The 16,410-nt window shown below is 38.9% G+C and carries 12 protein-coding genes and 1 pseudogene; 10 read left to right on the top strand and 3 right to left on the bottom strand.

Annotation, left to right across the window (positions count from 1 at the left end):
* Positions 1-25: 25 nt before the first annotated feature.
* The 6 genes and pseudogenes from BAOM_RS21925 to BAOM_RS21900 all read left to right on the top strand — a co-directional run bounded on the left by BAOM_RS21925 (position 26) and on the right by BAOM_RS21900 (position 8,574).
* Positions 26-3,355 (top strand): CDP-glycerol glycerophosphotransferase family protein, encoded by a 3,330-nt coding sequence (locus BAOM_RS21925; RefSeq protein WP_127762115.1) that lies wholly within the window; start codon positions 26-28, stop codon positions 3,353-3,355.
* Positions 3,356-3,472: 117 nt separating this feature from the next.
* Positions 3,473-4,651 (top strand): annotated as a pseudogene (locus BAOM_RS21920) (CDP-glycerol glycerophosphotransferase family protein); the annotation flags it as partial.
* Positions 4,652-4,658: 7 nt separating this feature from the next.
* A complete protein-coding gene (locus BAOM_RS21915) occupies positions 4,659-5,468 on the top strand; it encodes an ABC transporter permease (RefSeq protein ID WP_127762113.1) in 810 nt (269 codons plus the stop codon).
* Between the two features lie 16 nt (positions 5,469-5,484).
* On the top strand, positions 5,485-6,282 hold the full coding sequence (gene tagH / locus BAOM_RS21910) for a teichoic acids export ABC transporter ATP-binding subunit TagH (RefSeq protein ID WP_127762112.1): 798 nt from the start codon (positions 5,485-5,487) through the stop codon (positions 6,280-6,282).
* Between the two features lie 325 nt (positions 6,283-6,607).
* Positions 6,608-7,336 (top strand): WecB/TagA/CpsF family glycosyltransferase, encoded by a 729-nt coding sequence (locus tag BAOM_RS21905; protein WP_127762111.1) that lies wholly within the window; start codon positions 6,608-6,610, stop codon positions 7,334-7,336.
* A 182-nt stretch (positions 7,337-7,518) separates the two neighbouring features.
* On the top strand, positions 7,519-8,574 hold the full coding sequence (locus BAOM_RS21900; RefSeq protein WP_127762110.1) for a glycosyltransferase family 4 protein: 1,056 nt from the start codon (positions 7,519-7,521) through the stop codon (positions 8,572-8,574).
* Between the two features lie 177 nt (positions 8,575-8,751).
* Here the strand turns inward: BAOM_RS21900 and BAOM_RS21895 are convergent, their stop codons facing one another.
* Both BAOM_RS21895 and BAOM_RS21890 read right to left on the bottom strand, forming a co-directional pair.
* The gene (locus BAOM_RS21895; RefSeq protein ID WP_127762109.1) at positions 8,752-9,771 is read right to left on the bottom strand and encodes an LCP family protein; all 1,020 of its coding nucleotides are present in this window, start codon (positions 9,769-9,771) and stop codon (positions 8,752-8,754) included.
* Positions 9,772-9,939: 168 nt separating this feature from the next.
* On the bottom strand, positions 9,940-10,581 hold the full coding sequence (locus BAOM_RS21890; RefSeq protein ID WP_127762108.1) for a YigZ family protein: 642 nt from the start codon (positions 10,579-10,581) through the stop codon (positions 9,940-9,942).
* 366 nt (positions 10,582-10,947) lie between these two features.
* Here BAOM_RS21890 and BAOM_RS21885 point away from each other — a divergent pair, with 366 nt between their 5' ends.
* From BAOM_RS21885 to BAOM_RS21875, 3 genes are all read left to right on the top strand, one after another.
* Positions 10,948-12,090: a sensor histidine kinase gene (locus tag BAOM_RS21885; protein ID WP_127762107.1), complete on the top strand. Its 1,143-nt coding sequence runs from the start codon at positions 10,948-10,950 to the stop codon at positions 12,088-12,090.
* A gap of 50 nt (positions 12,091-12,140) precedes the next feature.
* Complete coding sequence (locus tag BAOM_RS21880) at positions 12,141-12,824, top strand: response regulator (protein WP_127762106.1); 684 nt, start codon at positions 12,141-12,143, stop codon at positions 12,822-12,824.
* Positions 12,825-12,953: 129 nt separating this feature from the next.
* Positions 12,954-13,796 (top strand): DegV family protein, encoded by an 843-nt coding sequence (locus BAOM_RS21875; protein WP_127762105.1) that lies wholly within the window; start codon positions 12,954-12,956, stop codon positions 13,794-13,796.
* Positions 13,797-13,904: 108 nt separating this feature from the next.
* Here the strand turns inward: BAOM_RS21875 and BAOM_RS21870 are convergent, their stop codons facing one another.
* A complete protein-coding gene (locus BAOM_RS21870) occupies positions 13,905-14,894 on the bottom strand; it encodes a nuclease-related domain-containing protein (protein WP_127762104.1) in 990 nt (329 codons plus the stop codon).
* A gap of 111 nt (positions 14,895-15,005) precedes the next feature.
* Here BAOM_RS21870 and BAOM_RS21865 point away from each other — a divergent pair, with 111 nt between their 5' ends.
* Positions 15,006-16,400 carry an ATP-dependent helicase ComFA gene (locus tag BAOM_RS21865; RefSeq protein ID WP_127762103.1) on the top strand — a complete coding sequence of 465 codons (1,395 nt, stop codon included), beginning with the start codon at positions 15,006-15,008 and terminating at the stop codon, positions 16,398-16,400.
* Positions 16,401-16,410: the final 10 nt, after the last annotated feature.

The raw sequence follows: 16,410 nt of genomic DNA, 5'->3' as shown, positions 1-16,410 counted from the left end.
AAACTAAGAATTATGGGTGATTTCTATGAGATGGAGTTCTTTTCGAAATTTACTATATAAGAAAAGACCTAAAGTGAAATTGAAGCACAATATATCGATTGTGCAAGATAAAGAAAACGTTACAATCCAAGGAGAGTTTTCTAAAGAGTATTACTGTGCCAAGGAACTGTGGTTTAGATCTAGAAGAGAGGAAGAAGATGTAATAAAGGTTGCAGAAATTGCTCCGACTCCTAACTTTCTATTTCAGGTTAATTTGGAAGAGTTGCTGAACAAGTTTCAAGATCTTGAACCAACGATATACGATTGTTATCTCAAAGTACAGGTTCCTGTTGAAGAATTAGCAGAAAAAACGTTAGAACGAATTGAAGAGCAAGCGGAGTTTTTCGAGGAAAATGGAGTGAAAGTAGCCGAATACTTCATTCGTTTTGGACGCTTTCAAAATACAGTTATTCAACAGACACAGGCGCATCAATCGGGAGAGAAACAAGGCGGATTTATTATAACGAAAAAAGGGAATATATCCTTTGCTTATAATGTCATTCTATCTCCTTCTATTAAGTTACAGATTGATAAAATTCAAAATCAAGCAAATAAGATGGTTATCGAAGGAAAAATGTTTACGAAGAACTCTAGAATTGTATCTGGAGAAGGGGTTGTTAGAGGAAGAAATAATAAGAAGGAATATTCTGCACATGTTTCTTTTCTTCATAAAGAAGAGGCCACGATAAAGAAGTATGGCCTAAATCGTTATGAATATGTATTGGAGTTTGACCGTGAACATTTAGTGAGTGATCAATGGGAAGATGACATATACGATTTTTATTTAAATTTAGAGCTGCATGATCAAGAAGAAGAGAAATTAGTGCGGATTGGCCGTCCGACGACAAGAGTGAAGTTATTTATTAAGGAAGATTCTGTACAAAAAAATGATGCAGTAGCGGTCATTAATCCTTATTTTACCTTTAAAGCCTCCAATCTTTCGTTAGAAGTGTACAACTTTCCTGTGGAAACGTATCGTTTCTTAAAAAAGAAAATGCGTTGGTCGAAGCTTCTGCGAGCCGCTCATAAGAAAGATGATGTGTGGATCGTTGGAGAACGAACTTATAAAGCACAGGATACGGGATATCATTTCTTTAAGCATATGAGACAGAACTACCCTGACAAAGAAGTCTACTATGTGATTGAAAAAGAATCTCCAGAAGCAAAAAATGTGGAACCGTTAGGCAATGTTTTATATTTCAAATCAAAAGAACATATTATGAAGACACTTATTTCAACGAGAGTCATTTCATCGCATCATCCGGATTATTTATATCCAATCCGTACAGGTTCTTTTAAAAGAAAAGTGAAGGCGTTAAAAGTATTTCTTCAGCATGGGGTTATGGGGACGAAGAATATGGTCGCCAATTATGGGAAAAATTCGTCTTCAGGTTTTAATACGGATATTTTCCTCGTGAGCTCTGATTTTGAAAAAGATATGATTGTCACGGACTTTGGCTATGATGAAAATGAAGTGTTTGTCACGGGGCTTTCGCGTTTTGATAAGCTGTTTGAAAAAGATGTCGCTGTGAAAAAGCAGCTATTAGTTATTCCGACTTGGAGAGACTGGATTACATCGGACGAGGCGTTTTTGGAAAGTGAATATTTCGAGCGCTATCAACAGCTGATTCATCATCCTGATTTGCATTCACTTGCGAAAACACATCAGTTTGAAATTATCTTTTGCTTGCATCCGAATATGCAAAAGTTTACGCATTATTTCCAAGATGCTCCTGTTAAAGTCATTAGTCAAGGGGAAGTGGATGTACAGCGTTTGATTAAAGAAAGTGCGATTATGATTACGGACTATTCAAGTGTCGCCTTTGACTTTAGTTTTCTACACAAACCTGTCATCTATTATCAATTTGATAGAAGCCGGTTTATTGGGAAACGCCCGTCACATTTGAATTTAGATAAAGATCTTCCGGGAGATATCGTCAATGAGCTTGAGGACTTGCTCGTGAAGCTTGAAGAGTCTGCTAACAGTGATTTCATCATGAAGGAAGAGTATATTGAAAGAGCCAATCGTTTTATTAAATATCGAGATTTAAATTCAAGTGAGCGTATATATGAAGCGGTTCAGGAAGCTGAAAAAGAAGAGGGCTTAGTCGCGAAAGCTGTTCATCACCCTGTTTCCAATGTGTTGAAAAATCGCTTTAGAAAGAGCAAGCATTATTTCCCGATTATGAAAAAAGCTTATAAAGTGATGTCAAAGGTTATTCCGGTTGATAAAAATTTAATCCTGTTTGAAAGTGGACTTGGAAAACAGTTTTCTGATAGTCCAAAATATATTTATGAAGAGCTGTTAAAAAGGGACGCTCCTTATAAAAAAGTATGGGTTTATAATAAGAATCTACCAGTTAAGGATAAGCAGACGAAGCGGATTCAGCGATTGAGCCCCGAATATTATTATTATTTAGCAAAAGCGGGCTATTGGGTGAACAATCAAAACTTCCCAACTTACTTAAGTAAGCGGAAGGAAACGACGTATCTTCAAACGTGGCATGGAACGCCGCTGAAGAAAATGCAATTTGATATTGAAAATATTCAAGGAAGAGACGATGAATATTTAAATAGAGTGCATCATGCGACGAAAACATGGGATTACTTAATTTCACCTAGCCCATATGCGTCAAAAGCATTTAGAAGCGCCTTTCGTTATGAGAAAGAAATGCTTGAAGTGGGTTATCCGAGAAATGATTTGTTTTACCGAGATGACGTCGATGGATTATCGAAGGAGATTGTTCGTAAATTAAAATTACCGAGCGACAAGAAAGTGATTTTATATGCGCCAACGTTCCGCGACAATCAAACATCGAAAAACAATAAATTTGTGTTTGAACTTAATTTTGATTTAGAAGCGATGAAACAAGCGCTTGGGGATGAATATATTCTATTGTTACGTATGCACGTCGTTATTAGCAATAATTTAACGATTCCAGAAGAGTATCGAGACTTTGTGATGAATGTATCGAAATATCCTGATATACAAGAGCTTTACTTAATTAGTGATATATTAATGACCGATTATTCTTCTGTTATGTTTGATTTTGCTAATACGAATAGACCAATCCTGTATTATACGTATGATTTAGATGATTACCGAGATAATCTGAGAGGGTTCTATATCGACTTTGAAGATGAGGCCCCAGGTCCATTATTGAAAACAACAGAAGACATTATCGATGCAGTGCTGCATTTAGATGAGATAAATAAGAAATATGAGACAAAGTATCGTGCTTTTAGGTCCAAATATTGCGGCCTAGAAGATGGAAAAGCAAGTGAAAGAGCAGTAGATTTGGTTTTTAAGGATTAATATATTGTTCTGGAATTTCAGCACGTTTTGTTTGTCTGGCTGCAGGCGCCTTGCTTCGGAAGGGAAAGGCGCCCTACGCTTTTCTTAGGAAGGAGAAGTATATAGTATATGGCATCATTGACGCATAAACTAAAGACGATGCTTACGAATGCATATAAAGTCGCTTTCGGCATTGCAGGGAAAGTGTTGCCTGTTGATAGAAAGCTTGTGATGTTTGAAAGCTTTCTTGGCAAGCAGTATAGCTGCAATCCGCGAGCGATTTATGAGTATTTGCAAAACCATCATCCGGAATATAAGATGTATTGGAGTGTGGATAAACGGTATACCAAAACCTTTGAGGATGCAGGTATTCCTTATGTGGCCCGTTTTACGATTCCTTGGCTTTTGAAAATGACACGTGCCCGCTTTTGGGTATCGAATAGTCGTTTGCCGCTTTGGATTCCAAAGCCCAAGCACACTACTTATTTACAAACATGGCATGGAACACCTTTGAAGAAATTAGCAGCAGATATGAAAGAAGTACATATGCCTGGCACGGATACGGAAAAATATAAGAAGAATTTTCATGAGGAATCGAGTAAGTGGGATTATTTAATTTCACCGAATGCGTACTCGACGGAAATTTTTGCTCGTGCATTCAATGTCAGCCCGTCTAAAATTATTGAAACTGGCTATCCACGCAATGATATACTGTACAATGGGAACAATCGTGATACAATCGATTCATTGAAGCAAAAAATGGGGATTCCATTAGATAAAAAGGTGATTCTTTATGCACCAACGTGGAGAGATGATGAGTTTTATGGCAAAGGCAAATATAAATTTGATTTGCAGCTGGATCTTCATAAAATGCGCGAAGAATTAGGACAAGAGTATGTAATTCTTTTGCGTTTGCATTATTTGATTGCCGAAAACTTAGATTTATCTTCCTACGAAGGATTTGCTTATAATTTTTCAAACTATGGCGATATCAGTCATTTGTATTTAATTTCTGATTTAATTTTAACCGACTATTCATCGGTGTTCTTTGATTATGCCAATTTAAAGCGGCCGATGCTGTTTTATGTATATGATATTGACAAGTATCGAGACAAGCTTCGCGGATTTTATTTTGACTTTGAAGCGACAGCACCAGGTCCGTTAGTGAAAACGACAGATGAAGTGATTGCAAGCATTCGCTCTTTAGCTGATGCAGATGCAAAGAACGACTCCTTCTACGATAGATTTTGTTCGTTAGAAGATGGTGAAGCTTCTCGCCGTGTCGTAGAAAAAGTGTTTTTAGGAAGGTCTGGGTAAATAACTTATGAGTGCAGCGTGGACTGTTTTAAAAGAACAAATTAATCATTTCTATTTAGTGAGGCGCTTGTCGGCTTATGAGATGAAAAGTGCCAATAGCGGCAACTATTTAGGGGTTTTATGGGAAATTATTAACCCAATGATTCAAATTGCGATTTTTTGGTTTGTATTTGGGTTTGGTATTTTTAATCGTGAAAAAGTGGATGGTCATGATTTTCTTCCTTGGTTAATGGCAGGGATTGTTGTGTGGTTTTTTGTGAATCCAGCAACGACACAAGCCTCGAAATCCATTTATTCGCGTTTAACAATGGTTTCGAAGATGAGCTTTCCAATGAGCGTTATACCGACTTATGTTATTGTTGCGAAGCTGTATCAACATTTTATGCTATTAGGTGTCATTATCGTTCTTCTAGCTACAACAGGCTATCTTCCTACAGTGTATATTGTTCAGCTTCCTTATTATATATTGGCTACGATTATTTTACTCGTTTCATTCGGGTTAATTACGTCAACGTTATCGACAATTATCCGTGACGTAAACAATATGGTAGCAGCTTTAATGCGAATTTTGTTTTATTTAACGCCAATTCTATGGGTATTGGATGCGAAAGACCATCCATTGATTGTTCAGATTATGAAGTTGAATCCGTTATATTATATCGTAGAAGGCTATCGCGCTTCACTGCTTGGAGAATCGTGGTATTTCATTGGAAACTGGGAATATACGCTTTATTTCTGGTTTGTTGTGATTGTTTTCTTCCTCATCGGTTCTTCATTACATGTGAAATTTAGAGATCGCTTTGTGGACTTCAAGTAAACGGGACGTGATAAGGATGGAAAAATCAGTTATCGTTAAAAATGTAACGAAAAAATATAAATTATATAAAAAGAACTCCGACAAGCTTTTGGATTTATTGCTGCCAAAAGAGTATGGGGAAGAGTATTTTGCGCTTAGAAATGTTAGTTTTGAGGCGGAAAAAGGCGATGTCATTGGGTTTGTCGGCATCAATGGTTCGGGTAAATCAACGCTTTCTAATATTATCGCGGGGATTGTCCCGCCCACAGAAGGTACGGTGCAGGTAGAAGGGAAATCGGCATTAATCGCAGTATCATCTGGGCTGAATAATAAATTGACAGGTCGCGATAATATTGAGTTAAAAATGCTCATGCTCGGCTTTGATAAAAAACAAATTCAAGAGCTGGAGCCAGAAATTATTGAGTTTTCAGAGCTTGGAAAATTCATCGACCAGCCGGTTAAATCCTATTCAAGCGGGATGAAGTCACGCCTAGGTTTTTCGATTTCAGTTCATATTGATCCAGATGTATTAATTATTGATGAAGCGTTGTCTGTTGGAGACAAGAACTTTGCTGAGAAGTGTTTAGATAAAATGAACGAGTTCAAAGCGAAAGGGAAGACGATGTTTTTCATTAGTCATTCACTTGGGCAAATGAAGAAATTTTGTCAAAAAGCGGTTTGGCTTGAATATGGTGAGCTAAAGGCATATGGAACGATTGAAGAAGTAATGCCGCAATACGAACAGTTTTTGAAAGACTATAAAGCCATGTCCAAAAAGGAACAAAAGAAATTCCGCGAAGATAAAATGAAACAACGTAGTCAAGCGACTGTTTAAATCGTGCATGGGTGACATTCTTTATTTCAAAAAAACGAGGCTGCACCAAAGTTGCATACTTTTGGGACAGCCTTGTTTTTTATAAAGTTCAACTAACCATCAGCGGGGCTCCGCCGATGGTTAGTTGAACTAATCGGACCTTTACGGGCAGTTGTCTCCCGCCTATCTTCTTTGTTTCCTCATAAGTTTGAGGTGGGAGTCTTACTGCCGGTTAAGAGTGGGATAAAATTTTCAAGGTGTTTTAGTGTCTAGCTCAAGGCCAGCAGCTCGTCTTATAGGTGCCTGGAGCTTTTAAAACTAGTGGACAGAAGAAAGGCTGGCAGACATGACAGAGAAGTTTGTAGAGATTTTAACGATTCCTTTTATTCGAACGACAAAAGATGTATTTGTTAATCGAATCATCTATCCTCGGCTTATGAACGAACAAAAAACCTTTGTAGTTACAGCAAATCCTGAAATTGTGGAATATGCGAATAAACATGAAGAATATAAGCAAATTATTTTGTCAGCAGATTATATTACACCGGATGGAATTGGAATTATTTATGCTTCGAAGTGGTTAAAGCAGCCGCTGGAAGAACGAATTACAGGCTACGATATGATGCATGATTTATTTGAACTGGCTAATCTGCATGAATTGAAAGTGTATATGCTTGGTGCTGAGGAAAGGGTCATTGAAGCGGCTGTAGAAAAGGTCAAACAGCAGTATCCACATTTAAGGATTGTTGGGCACCATCATGGTTATATTAATATTGAGGATCAGGAATTGGCCAAGTCGATTGCTGATCTGAAGCCAGACATTATTTTAACAGCACTCGGTTTTCCAAAACAGGAACAATGGGTGAATATGCATAAGCATCTATTTGAAAAAGGGCTGTTTATGGGAGTCGGCGGCAGTTTTGATGTGCTGGCTGAAAAAGTACAACGTGCACCTGTTATTTGGCAGAAAGTGAACCTAGAATGGCTATACCGTCTTATTCAACAGCCAACTCGATGGCAGCGTATGATGGTGTTACCAAAGTTTATGTTAAACGTCTTAAAAGAAAAAGGATAATCCAGAACATAAATTGACAAAAAACTCTTGTTCTTGCAAAATAATTCCATAAAGTAATTTTTTTATAGAGATTTTCGTTGAAAACATATATACTGGGTAAGTGAGTATGAAATCAATAAAACAACGAATGTGAATTTTTTTTGCAAGTACGTGTGTTTTATGTCGAAAAAGAGGTGGGGCTTATGCTATTAGGGGCCTTGTTGATCGCTTTTTTACTATCTATGTTCTTAACTCCTTACGTTGGGAAGTTAGCATTTAAACTAGGCGCAACAGATAAACCAAATGCACGAAAGGTACACAGTAAAATTATGCCGCGTATGGGCGGTTTAGCGATATTTTTAAGCTTTCTCTTTACTTTCTTAATCTTTAGTGACCAAGTGATGCAGCAGCTGCCATTAATCATTGGTGCTATTTTGATTATTATCATTGGAATTGCCGATGATATGGTTGAGTTGCGAGCAGCTCCTAAGTTTCTTGGACAAATTGGTGCAGCCTTGATTATTGTACTTTGGGGCGGTTTGGAAGTAGAGTTTATTAATCTACCATTTGGTGAGCCATTACAGTTCGGAGTATTGAGTATCCCTATTACTATTTTGTGGATTGTTGGGATTATTAATGCCATTAATTTAATTGACGGGTTAGATGGACTGGCTGGCGGTGTCTCAACGATTGCTTTAATTACGATTGCGATTATGGCGGTCATTAAACAAGATATTTTCGTAGCGACGGTTGCTGTAACTGTAATAGGAGCAACAGTTGGCTTCTTGAAATATAATTTTCATCCAGCGAAAATCTTTATGGGTGATACAGGAGCCATGTTTTTAGGGTACGTCATTGCCGTACTGTCTTTACAAGGGTTCAAAAACGTAACGATGGTTTCGTTAATTATTCCAATTATCATTCTAGGTGTGCCGATTTCGGATACGTTCTTTGCGATTATTCGCAGGGTCGTGAACAAAAAACCGATTTCTGCTCCGGATAAATCTCATTTACACCATTGTCTATTAAATGTAGGATTTACGCATAAACAAACGGTTATTCTTATTTATGCATTAGCTGCATCGTTCGGTTTAGCTGCGATTATTTTCTCCTATGCAACGTTATGGGGAGCTTTGTTAATCATAGCTATTTTACTAATTACGATTGAGATTATCGTAGAGAAGATTGGGCTTGTTAGCTCGAATTATCAACCATTATTGAAGATTCTTAATCTGAAGAATGTGAAGGATAAATCATAGATTTATAGAAAACCTCCATATATTGCATATGGAGGTTTTCTAATGGCATGATTTTAAGGTGAGTCCGCATGATTTTTCTTAGAATCGGCATGATTTCTTACAAATTCGGCATGATTTGCCCCGGAATTCGCATGATTCACTTTTGAAAAAAAGCCCTCCGGCAATGGAGGGCTTTTTTCATTGTACAGGTGATTGTACAGCTTCTGTTGGGGTAGACGTTGGTGCAAGGTTTAAATGCGATTGTAGAACATAACGCACTTCTTCAACAGATGTTTCGTCTAATTGATAATAATACGTTCCGTTTAAATATAAATCATTTCCTTTAAGCTTTACAGATTCAAGGTCGATGCCTTGATCAGCTGTAACATAGTTTATGAATCCTTTAATTTGTGAGAATTGAAGGTTCGTTGACATATTGTCGCCAACTGCTTCTATCACATTCGTATATTTCGTCACGCCGTTAACAGACATTGCTTTCGCCATAATGGCTTTTAGAATTTCTTGTTGACGCTCCCCGCGCTGAATATCGCTATCTTGGTGTCGTGTACGAGCAAGTGCTAAAGCTTCTTCACCTGTTACTGTTTGTAAGCCAGGTTGTAATTGAATAGCTCCTTGTTTATCATTTGAATCCATTTCACTAAGCGCATATGGAACATCTACTTCAATTCCATCGAGTGCATCGACCACTTCGATAAATGCATTAAAGTTCATGCGGACGTAATAATCGACAGGAATATCTAATAATTCCTCAATCGTATCCATCGTTGCTTTTGGACCGCCTGCTGCATGAGCTGCGTTAATTTTCGTTGTTGTGTTTTTAGCTGGTATATATACATAGGAATCACGTGGAATGCTTAATAGTTTAACAGACTTTTGATCTTTATTAAACGTAGCAAGTATAAGCGCATCTGAACGAGAGTTTCCTTTAAAATCACGTTCATCACTATCGTCAATTCCAATAAAAAGTATCGAGAAATTGTCTTCAAGCGGATTGACGGCTTCCCCATCACGTTTGGAAGAAACCTCGACAGGATTGTAGGCTTCCTGAAACACATTTTGCGCTTTTAATACTAATTTTGCTCCGTAAGCGGATGTGCCTAATATAAGAACGAGCAGAGGGATAAGGAATAGAAAAACTCTTTTACGCCGCCTCTTTTTTGTTTTTTTGATTTTATAAACACGTCTAGTAGTAGACATCTGTTCTTCTCCTTTTAAAAATAGCCTAATGCATAGATGCTATTTTTCGAGTGTATTTGATAATTTTCTTGAAAAGATAGGCCGAACTTAATTTTACATGGATTTTAGATATTCGTAAAATAAAAATTTCTTTTCAAAAAAATTACACGTAGAAGAGAGCAAGGTGTACTAGGATTTGCTGATTTTTTGTTCCAAATATAGGATATCTCCTTCTTGAATAATCGCTTGTCCATTAGTGAGTTCGGTCATCCAGTCGATGTAGTCCTGCTTCTTTTCTTCTTCCGCGAAAATGTGAATGATGACTTGATCGAGGTATTCGATTTCTTTAATCGTATAGATGGAAGCACGTAATTCATTTTCGAGCTTACCGAGCCACGTGTAGTCGACTTTTGTAGAAACCACACGCATAAGCTTTCGTTCGACAATCCCGGTTGCTTCAATGCCTTCAGAGGTGGATTTACTATAAGCGCGAATAAGACCGCCAGCTCCAAGCTTAATGCCGCCAAAATAACGTGTGACGACAACGGTTGTATCTTTTAAGTTTTTCTTTTTGAGAACTTCGAGAATAGGAACGCCGGCCGTGCCGCTCGGTTCTCCATCATCGAGTGCTTTCTGAATTTCATTACGTTCCCCAATGAGATAAGCAGAGCAATTATGAGTTGCATCTTTATGCTTTTTCTTAATTTCCGCGATAAATGTTTGAGCTTCCTCTTCTGTTTCTGTACGAGCAACGTGGGCAATAAAGCGCGACCTCTCGATGACGATTTCATGCTCCCCTCGATGCTGGACAGTTAAATAATACGGTAACATTCTATTTCTCCTTCCATTAGTTGAGTAAGGGTCTTAGTACCTGTTCCTTGTCATAAAACAGTAAACAAACTTTAATGTATGACGAAAAACCTACATGCTATAATAAAAGCTGTTGGTATAGCAGTATATACTGAATGTTTAGGATGGTATTATCTTGTTGTATTAGGATAATTATTTATAGTCTATAATTAGGTAAAGATATTGTATCATATTTGATTTAGGGTAAATGTTTCAATGGAATGACAAACTCAGCGTATTTTTCATAGCTTTTTGGTACAATATGATTATCATACTATAGTGTCTAAGTCATATTCTACTGAAATGCTAATGCTGCGCTATACCTATGATGTAAGTGGAGGAGTCGATATGTCCATAAAAAATATCAAGACTCAATCTTTGGACATCATCCTGGAAACGATGATTAGCACGGTTGGTGAGAGCAAAGATGAAGTTTTTGAGATTGAAGAGCAGTGCCGCCGTGATTTTGAAGCATTAACGAAAGAGCTTGAAGATATTCGAGTCCGTGTAGCCTTTGTGATTACTGAGAATGACCTTCTAGATAAGAAGGCTCGATTTGCCAGAAAACGGCTTTCAGAGGTTAGCAGGAATTTTAGTAAATTTTCGGAACAACAAGTGCGTGAAGCCTATGAAAAGGCCCATCAGCTTCAAGTTGATTTAGAAATGAATCGACAGTTGGAGAAGCAATTGCGCCATCGTCGTGATGATTTAGAATTTCGATTAAGAAATGTACAGCAAACGATTGATCGAGCTTCTCACCTTGTTTCACAAATAACGGTTGTGATGAATTATTTAACACAAGATTTTAGATTTGTTGGCGAAGCTTTGGAAGAGGCTAGACGCAAGCAAGATTTTGGTTTAAAAATCATTGAAGCACAAGAGCAGGAACGGAAGAAGCTATCTAGGGAAATTCATGATGGTCCAGCGCAAATGCTTGCAAACGTGATGATGCGTTCAGATTTAATTGAGCGTGTGCAGCGTGAAAATGGTCCGGACGCTGCACTAGTTGAAATTAAAAGCTTAAAGGGTATGGTTCGCAGTGCTTTATATGAAGTACGTCGCATTATTTATGACCTGCGTCCTATGGCACTTGATGATTTAGGTTTAGTACCTACCCTCAGAAAATACTTGCAAACGATCGAAGAATATAACAAAGGTGCCAAATTAAGTTTTATTAATTTAGGACAAGAGAAGCGACTGCCTTCTAACATGGAGGTTGCCTTATTCCGGCTTGTGCAGGAAGCTGTTCAAAATGCTTTAAAACATGCAGAACCGACTCTTATTCAAGTGAAGTTATCAATCAGTAAAGAAATGGTGAGTGTTTCTGCGAAAGATAATGGAAAAGGGTTCGATGTGGCGGTTCAAAAGGAAAACTCATTTGGTTTAATTGGTATGAAGGAAAGAGTCGATTTATTAGAAGGAGAACTCACTATTCATTCATCTCCTAAAGAAGGTACACTTGTTCTTATTCAAATACCTTTTATAGATTAAACAGAAGAAACAGCATATAACAAATAGAATGTAGGGAGATGTAGAAGCCGATGAAAACGAATATTGTTATTATTGATGACCATCAGCTTTTCCGTGAAGGTGTTAAGCGTATTTTAGATTTTGAAGCGTCTTTTGATGTGGTAGCAGAAGGCGACGACGGCAGCGATGCGGTGAATTTGGTTGAAAACTATCATCCGGATGTTGTCATTATGGACATTAATATGCCAAACGTAAATGGGATAGAAGCAACACAGCAGTTGATTCAGCAGTATCCAGAGACAAAAGTAATCATCTTATCGATTCACGATGATGAAAACTATGTACAGCATGCACTTAAAACAGGTGCTCAAGGCTATTTATTAAAAGAAATGGATGCGGATGCTCTTATTGAAGCTGTACGTGTTGTAGCGGATGGAGGTTCTTATTTACATCCGAAGGTGACGCATAATCTAGTGAAAGAGTATCGCCGTCTAGTTTCAGATGAAAATGCTAACCAGGATACAATCCACGCACCAGAGATTAGAAGACCGCTTCATTTATTAACAAGACGTGAATGTGAAGTTCTTCAGCTTTTAGCTGACGGACAAAGCAACCGCGCAATCGGTGAAACATTGTATATTAGTGAAAAAACAGTGAAAAACCACGTAAGTAATATTTTACAAAAAATGAACGTAAACGACCGTACACAAGCTGTTGTCTTAGCGATTAAAAACGGTTGGGTAGAAGTAAAGTAAATACGGTCTATTTGATAAACCTGGCTCATCCTGTGAATGGGCCAGGCTTTTTACTATGCAAACTATTATGATTTCCTTTACAATATGAACTACTAAATAGAAAACTTTTGATAAGGATGGTTTTAATTTATGAAAACGGCAGTCGTAACTGACAGCACGGCCTATATCCCGAAGGAAGTACGAGAGCGCTTGCATATCCATATGATTCCTCTGCAGGTCATTATGGGGGGAGAGGTATATGAGGAAGAAGTGAATCTAGATACGGATGATTTTTATGACAAGGTTAAACGAGAAGAGAAGCTTCCAACAACCTCACAGCCGTCAATTGGACAATTTGTAGAGAAGTTTGAACGCTTAGCAAGCGAGTATGACGCGGTCGTTTCGATTCATTTATCTAGTGGCATTAGCGGTACGTACCAAGGAGCAATTTCCGCAGGTGAAATGGTCGATGGCATCGATGTTTTTGCGTTTGATTCGGAAGTGAGCTGTCATGTTCAAGGTTTTTACGTATTAGAAGCTGCACAAATGGCTTTAGACGGTAAAGGACCAGACGAGATTGTCGCAAGACTTAATGAAATGAAGCAATCAATGCGAGCATATTTCATGGTGGATAACTTATCTCACCTGCAACGCGGCGGCCGTCTAAGCAGTGCTCAAGCTTTAATTGGCAGCTTACTGCAAGTAAAGCCATTGCTGCATTTTGAAGACAAAGTGATTGTTCCTTTTGAAAAAATCCGCACCCGCAAAAAAGCGATGAAACGAATCGCGGATTTATTAGGAGAAGCAGTAGCCAGCGGAGAACCTTACAAAGCCGTGATTATTCACGCCAAACGTGAGGAAGAAGCAAGAGCATGGAAAGCAGAACTAGAATCGCAGCTTCCAAATGTAGAATTTGCCCTAAGCTACTTCGGCCCCGTCATCGGCACGCACCTCGGCGAAGGATCATTAGGATTAGGCTGGTATAAAGTGTGAAAAAGAAACGTCTTGTGTGGAGACGTTTCTTTTTTTGGTGTGGCGGGGGCGGGAATCGTGCGGAAATCATTCAGAATCATGCCAATTTCGGTAAAAATCATGCGGAATTTACGAATAATCATGCCAATCCGCTGCAAAATCATGCCAATTAAGATGATACACTCGATCTCTTGTTGAACCGGTAGAGGGTAGGTTCATAGAATGAAGCCATTTTGCAGCAATAGATGCAGAATCCAACCTCAAAAAATCCCGCAATTCACGATTCGTAATCGTCGGCTTAATTAAGAGGGCGTAATCACGAATGGCAGCTAGATGTGCATCACTTGAGCAATATGAACAGCTCTGGCAGTGCCACTTGCCCCATTTTCTTTTCATTGGCAATGCTCTGCAATTAGGGCATTGCACACCGGTTAACAGCTCAGTTGCTGAAATTTTATAAGTTGTAAGCAGTTTTGGAATATATGGAGTGTGCGCTTTTAACAGTAAATTCGTTAGTTTTTTCAACTCTTTTTTAGATAAAATGTCTTCTTGATACTTTTCGGCAAGTGAATGAATTTTCAATGCTAAGCTATTTCTCCTTACGACTTTTTCCGTAATCTCTTTACTTTTCGCACGCACAATTGTTAGTGAATTGGCGCTGACCACTAATGTTTCAATCGGTATTGTAGGTGCTTTTTTAGAAGCGAGCCACTGCAGAAGTTCTGTGCGCTGCCGATTTACCTGTAAAATCGGATCGTCATAGGCTTGTGCTTGGTCATTTTTGGTTTGAATCAGCTGATGAAAATCATCATCGAAGTAAATTTCGCCAGCGATATTTTTTACTTCTAGAATGAGAAAAAATGATGGAGAAAGAATGAAGATGTCCAATTGGAATGGGTAAGGGGTACTGGGGATGCGGAGGTCATGAAGGAGGAGGTACTCTTTTTCGGGAAGCGCTGCTAACACGGAATCAATCGATTGCTCGCCGCGATAACCCGCCATACATTTGCTAAGTTCTGATTCTAAGATTGGGCGCTTTGGATGAGCAGCGGGTAATCGATAGAGCAACGCTTCAAGAAGCCTTGCTTTAATCGGAATTTCACACTGTTTTATAATCAAATTATCACTCCTTTCCTAAATAATTTTCAGCATTCACACCTGAAAATCCTTCTGGATGAAAAAGGAATCTGTCACAATACGTCGAACTCTTTAAAAAAGGAGGTTGAACATATGAACACGATTTCTCACTCCCCGCTTTCTATCCCTCAAAAAGCTTATTCCACTGAACTTCAGCATCATTTATTTGGCCGTCAATTGTTAGCGGCTGAAATTCCGTTTTCCCTCGATGTACTTGAGACACATATTGAACAAGGTTATGTCGCAAAAACGTTTGGCATTGAATTGGATTATTGTATTCGATGCGGTAACCAAGACAAGCAGTTATTTTATACATTTCCGTGTGCGATATGCGGGCAGCTCTGCACGTATTGTCGTTCGTGCATTATGATGGGTCGTGTGAGCGAATGTACGCCGCTGTATACGTGGACTGGCCCGGCTTATGAGTTCCATGTCCCGAAAAGCGTGATGAATTGGTCAGGTACGCTTTCCGAAGGGCAGCAAACTGCATCGGACCGAGTGAAGCAGGCGATTCTTCATCAAGAAGAGCTTCTCGTTTGGGCTGTTTGTGGAGCTGGAAAAACAGAAGTGCTGTTTGCGGGAATCGAAGCAGGACTGCTTGCTGGAAAGCGGATTTGTATTGCAACACCGCGAACAGATGTCGTACTGGAATTAGCGCCTCGGTTGAAAAAAGCATTCCCATTTATCGAAGTGGCCGCCCTTTATGGAGGCAGTGATGATCGACATAAGCTAGCACCGCTTAGCGTGGCGACGACACATCAGCTTTTTCGCTTTAAAGAAGCGTTTGATGCCATAATTATTGATGAAGTTGATGCTTTTCCATATTCGATGGATCCTTCGCTTCACTATGCTGTACAAAAAGCAAAGAAGCAGACGGCTACGACCATTTATTTAACGGCCACACCATCGAAACAAATGCAAAAGCAATATCGAAGTGGCAAACTTCAAGCGGTCACTATCCCGGCACGTTATCATCGCCAGCCGATTCCGGTCCCTGAGATGAAATGGTGCAGCAACTGGGCGAAGCAGTTTCAGCAAAAGAAAATTCCGCGTCCCGTTCAAGATTGGGTGAATGAACGAATCGAACGCCAAATTCCTATTTTATTATTCTTCTCAAGCATTGCGGTGATGGAAACCGCCCGTCCTCTTTTTCAGAATCTCCCGGCTGTTTATGCCGAGCATCCGAATCGGAAAGAACGCGTGCAGGCATTACGAGACGGTGAACTGCAAGGTTTATTAACAACGACGATTTTAGAACGAGGCGTGACGATTGAGCGTTTAGAGGTTGCGGTTATTGGAGCGGAGCACGAAGTTTTTACCGAAAGCGCCCTTGTCCAAATTGCCGGCCGCGTTGGACGCAGTTTCGCTTACCCAACAGGGAACATTACTTTTTTTCATTATGGAAAAAGCAAGGCAATGGTAGAAGCGATTAAACATATTACATCGATGAATGAAGAAGCGAGAAAGCATGGGCTTCTCGATGGCTAATTGTTATATA

It is taken from the genome of Peribacillus asahii (assembly GCF_004006295.1).
Classification (GTDB): domain Bacteria; phylum Bacillota; class Bacilli; order Bacillales; family DSM-1321; genus Peribacillus; species Peribacillus asahii_A.
This window is presented reverse-complemented; position numbering and strand designations above follow the sequence as displayed.

Coding starts and splice junctions, on each gene's coding strand:
- BAOM_RS21925 (WP_127762115.1), top strand. CDS start 26: ATGAGATGGAGTTCTTTTCGAAATTTACTATATAAGAAAAGACCTAAA.
- BAOM_RS21915 (WP_127762113.1), top strand. CDS start 4,659: ATGAGTGCAGCGTGGACTGTTTTAAAAGAACAAATTAATCATTTCTAT.
- tagH (WP_127762112.1), top strand. CDS start 5,485: ATGGAAAAATCAGTTATCGTTAAAAATGTAACGAAAAAATATAAATTA.
- BAOM_RS21905 (WP_127762111.1), top strand. CDS start 6,608: ATGACAGAGAAGTTTGTAGAGATTTTAACGATTCCTTTTATTCGAACG.
- BAOM_RS21900 (WP_127762110.1), top strand. CDS start 7,519: ATGCTATTAGGGGCCTTGTTGATCGCTTTTTTACTATCTATGTTCTTA.
- BAOM_RS21895 (WP_127762109.1), bottom strand. CDS start 9,771: ATGTCTACTACTAGACGTGTTTATAAAATCAAAAAAACAAAAAAGAGG.
- BAOM_RS21890 (WP_127762108.1), bottom strand. CDS start 10,581: ATGTTACCGTATTATTTAACTGTCCAGCATCGAGGGGAGCATGAAATC.
- BAOM_RS21885 (WP_127762107.1), top strand. CDS start 10,948: ATGTCCATAAAAAATATCAAGACTCAATCTTTGGACATCATCCTGGAA.
- BAOM_RS21880 (WP_127762106.1), top strand. CDS start 12,141: ATGAAAACGAATATTGTTATTATTGATGACCATCAGCTTTTCCGTGAA.
- BAOM_RS21875 (WP_127762105.1), top strand. CDS start 12,954: ATGAAAACGGCAGTCGTAACTGACAGCACGGCCTATATCCCGAAGGAA.
- BAOM_RS21865 (WP_127762103.1), top strand. CDS start 15,006: ATGAACACGATTTCTCACTCCCCGCTTTCTATCCCTCAAAAAGCTTAT.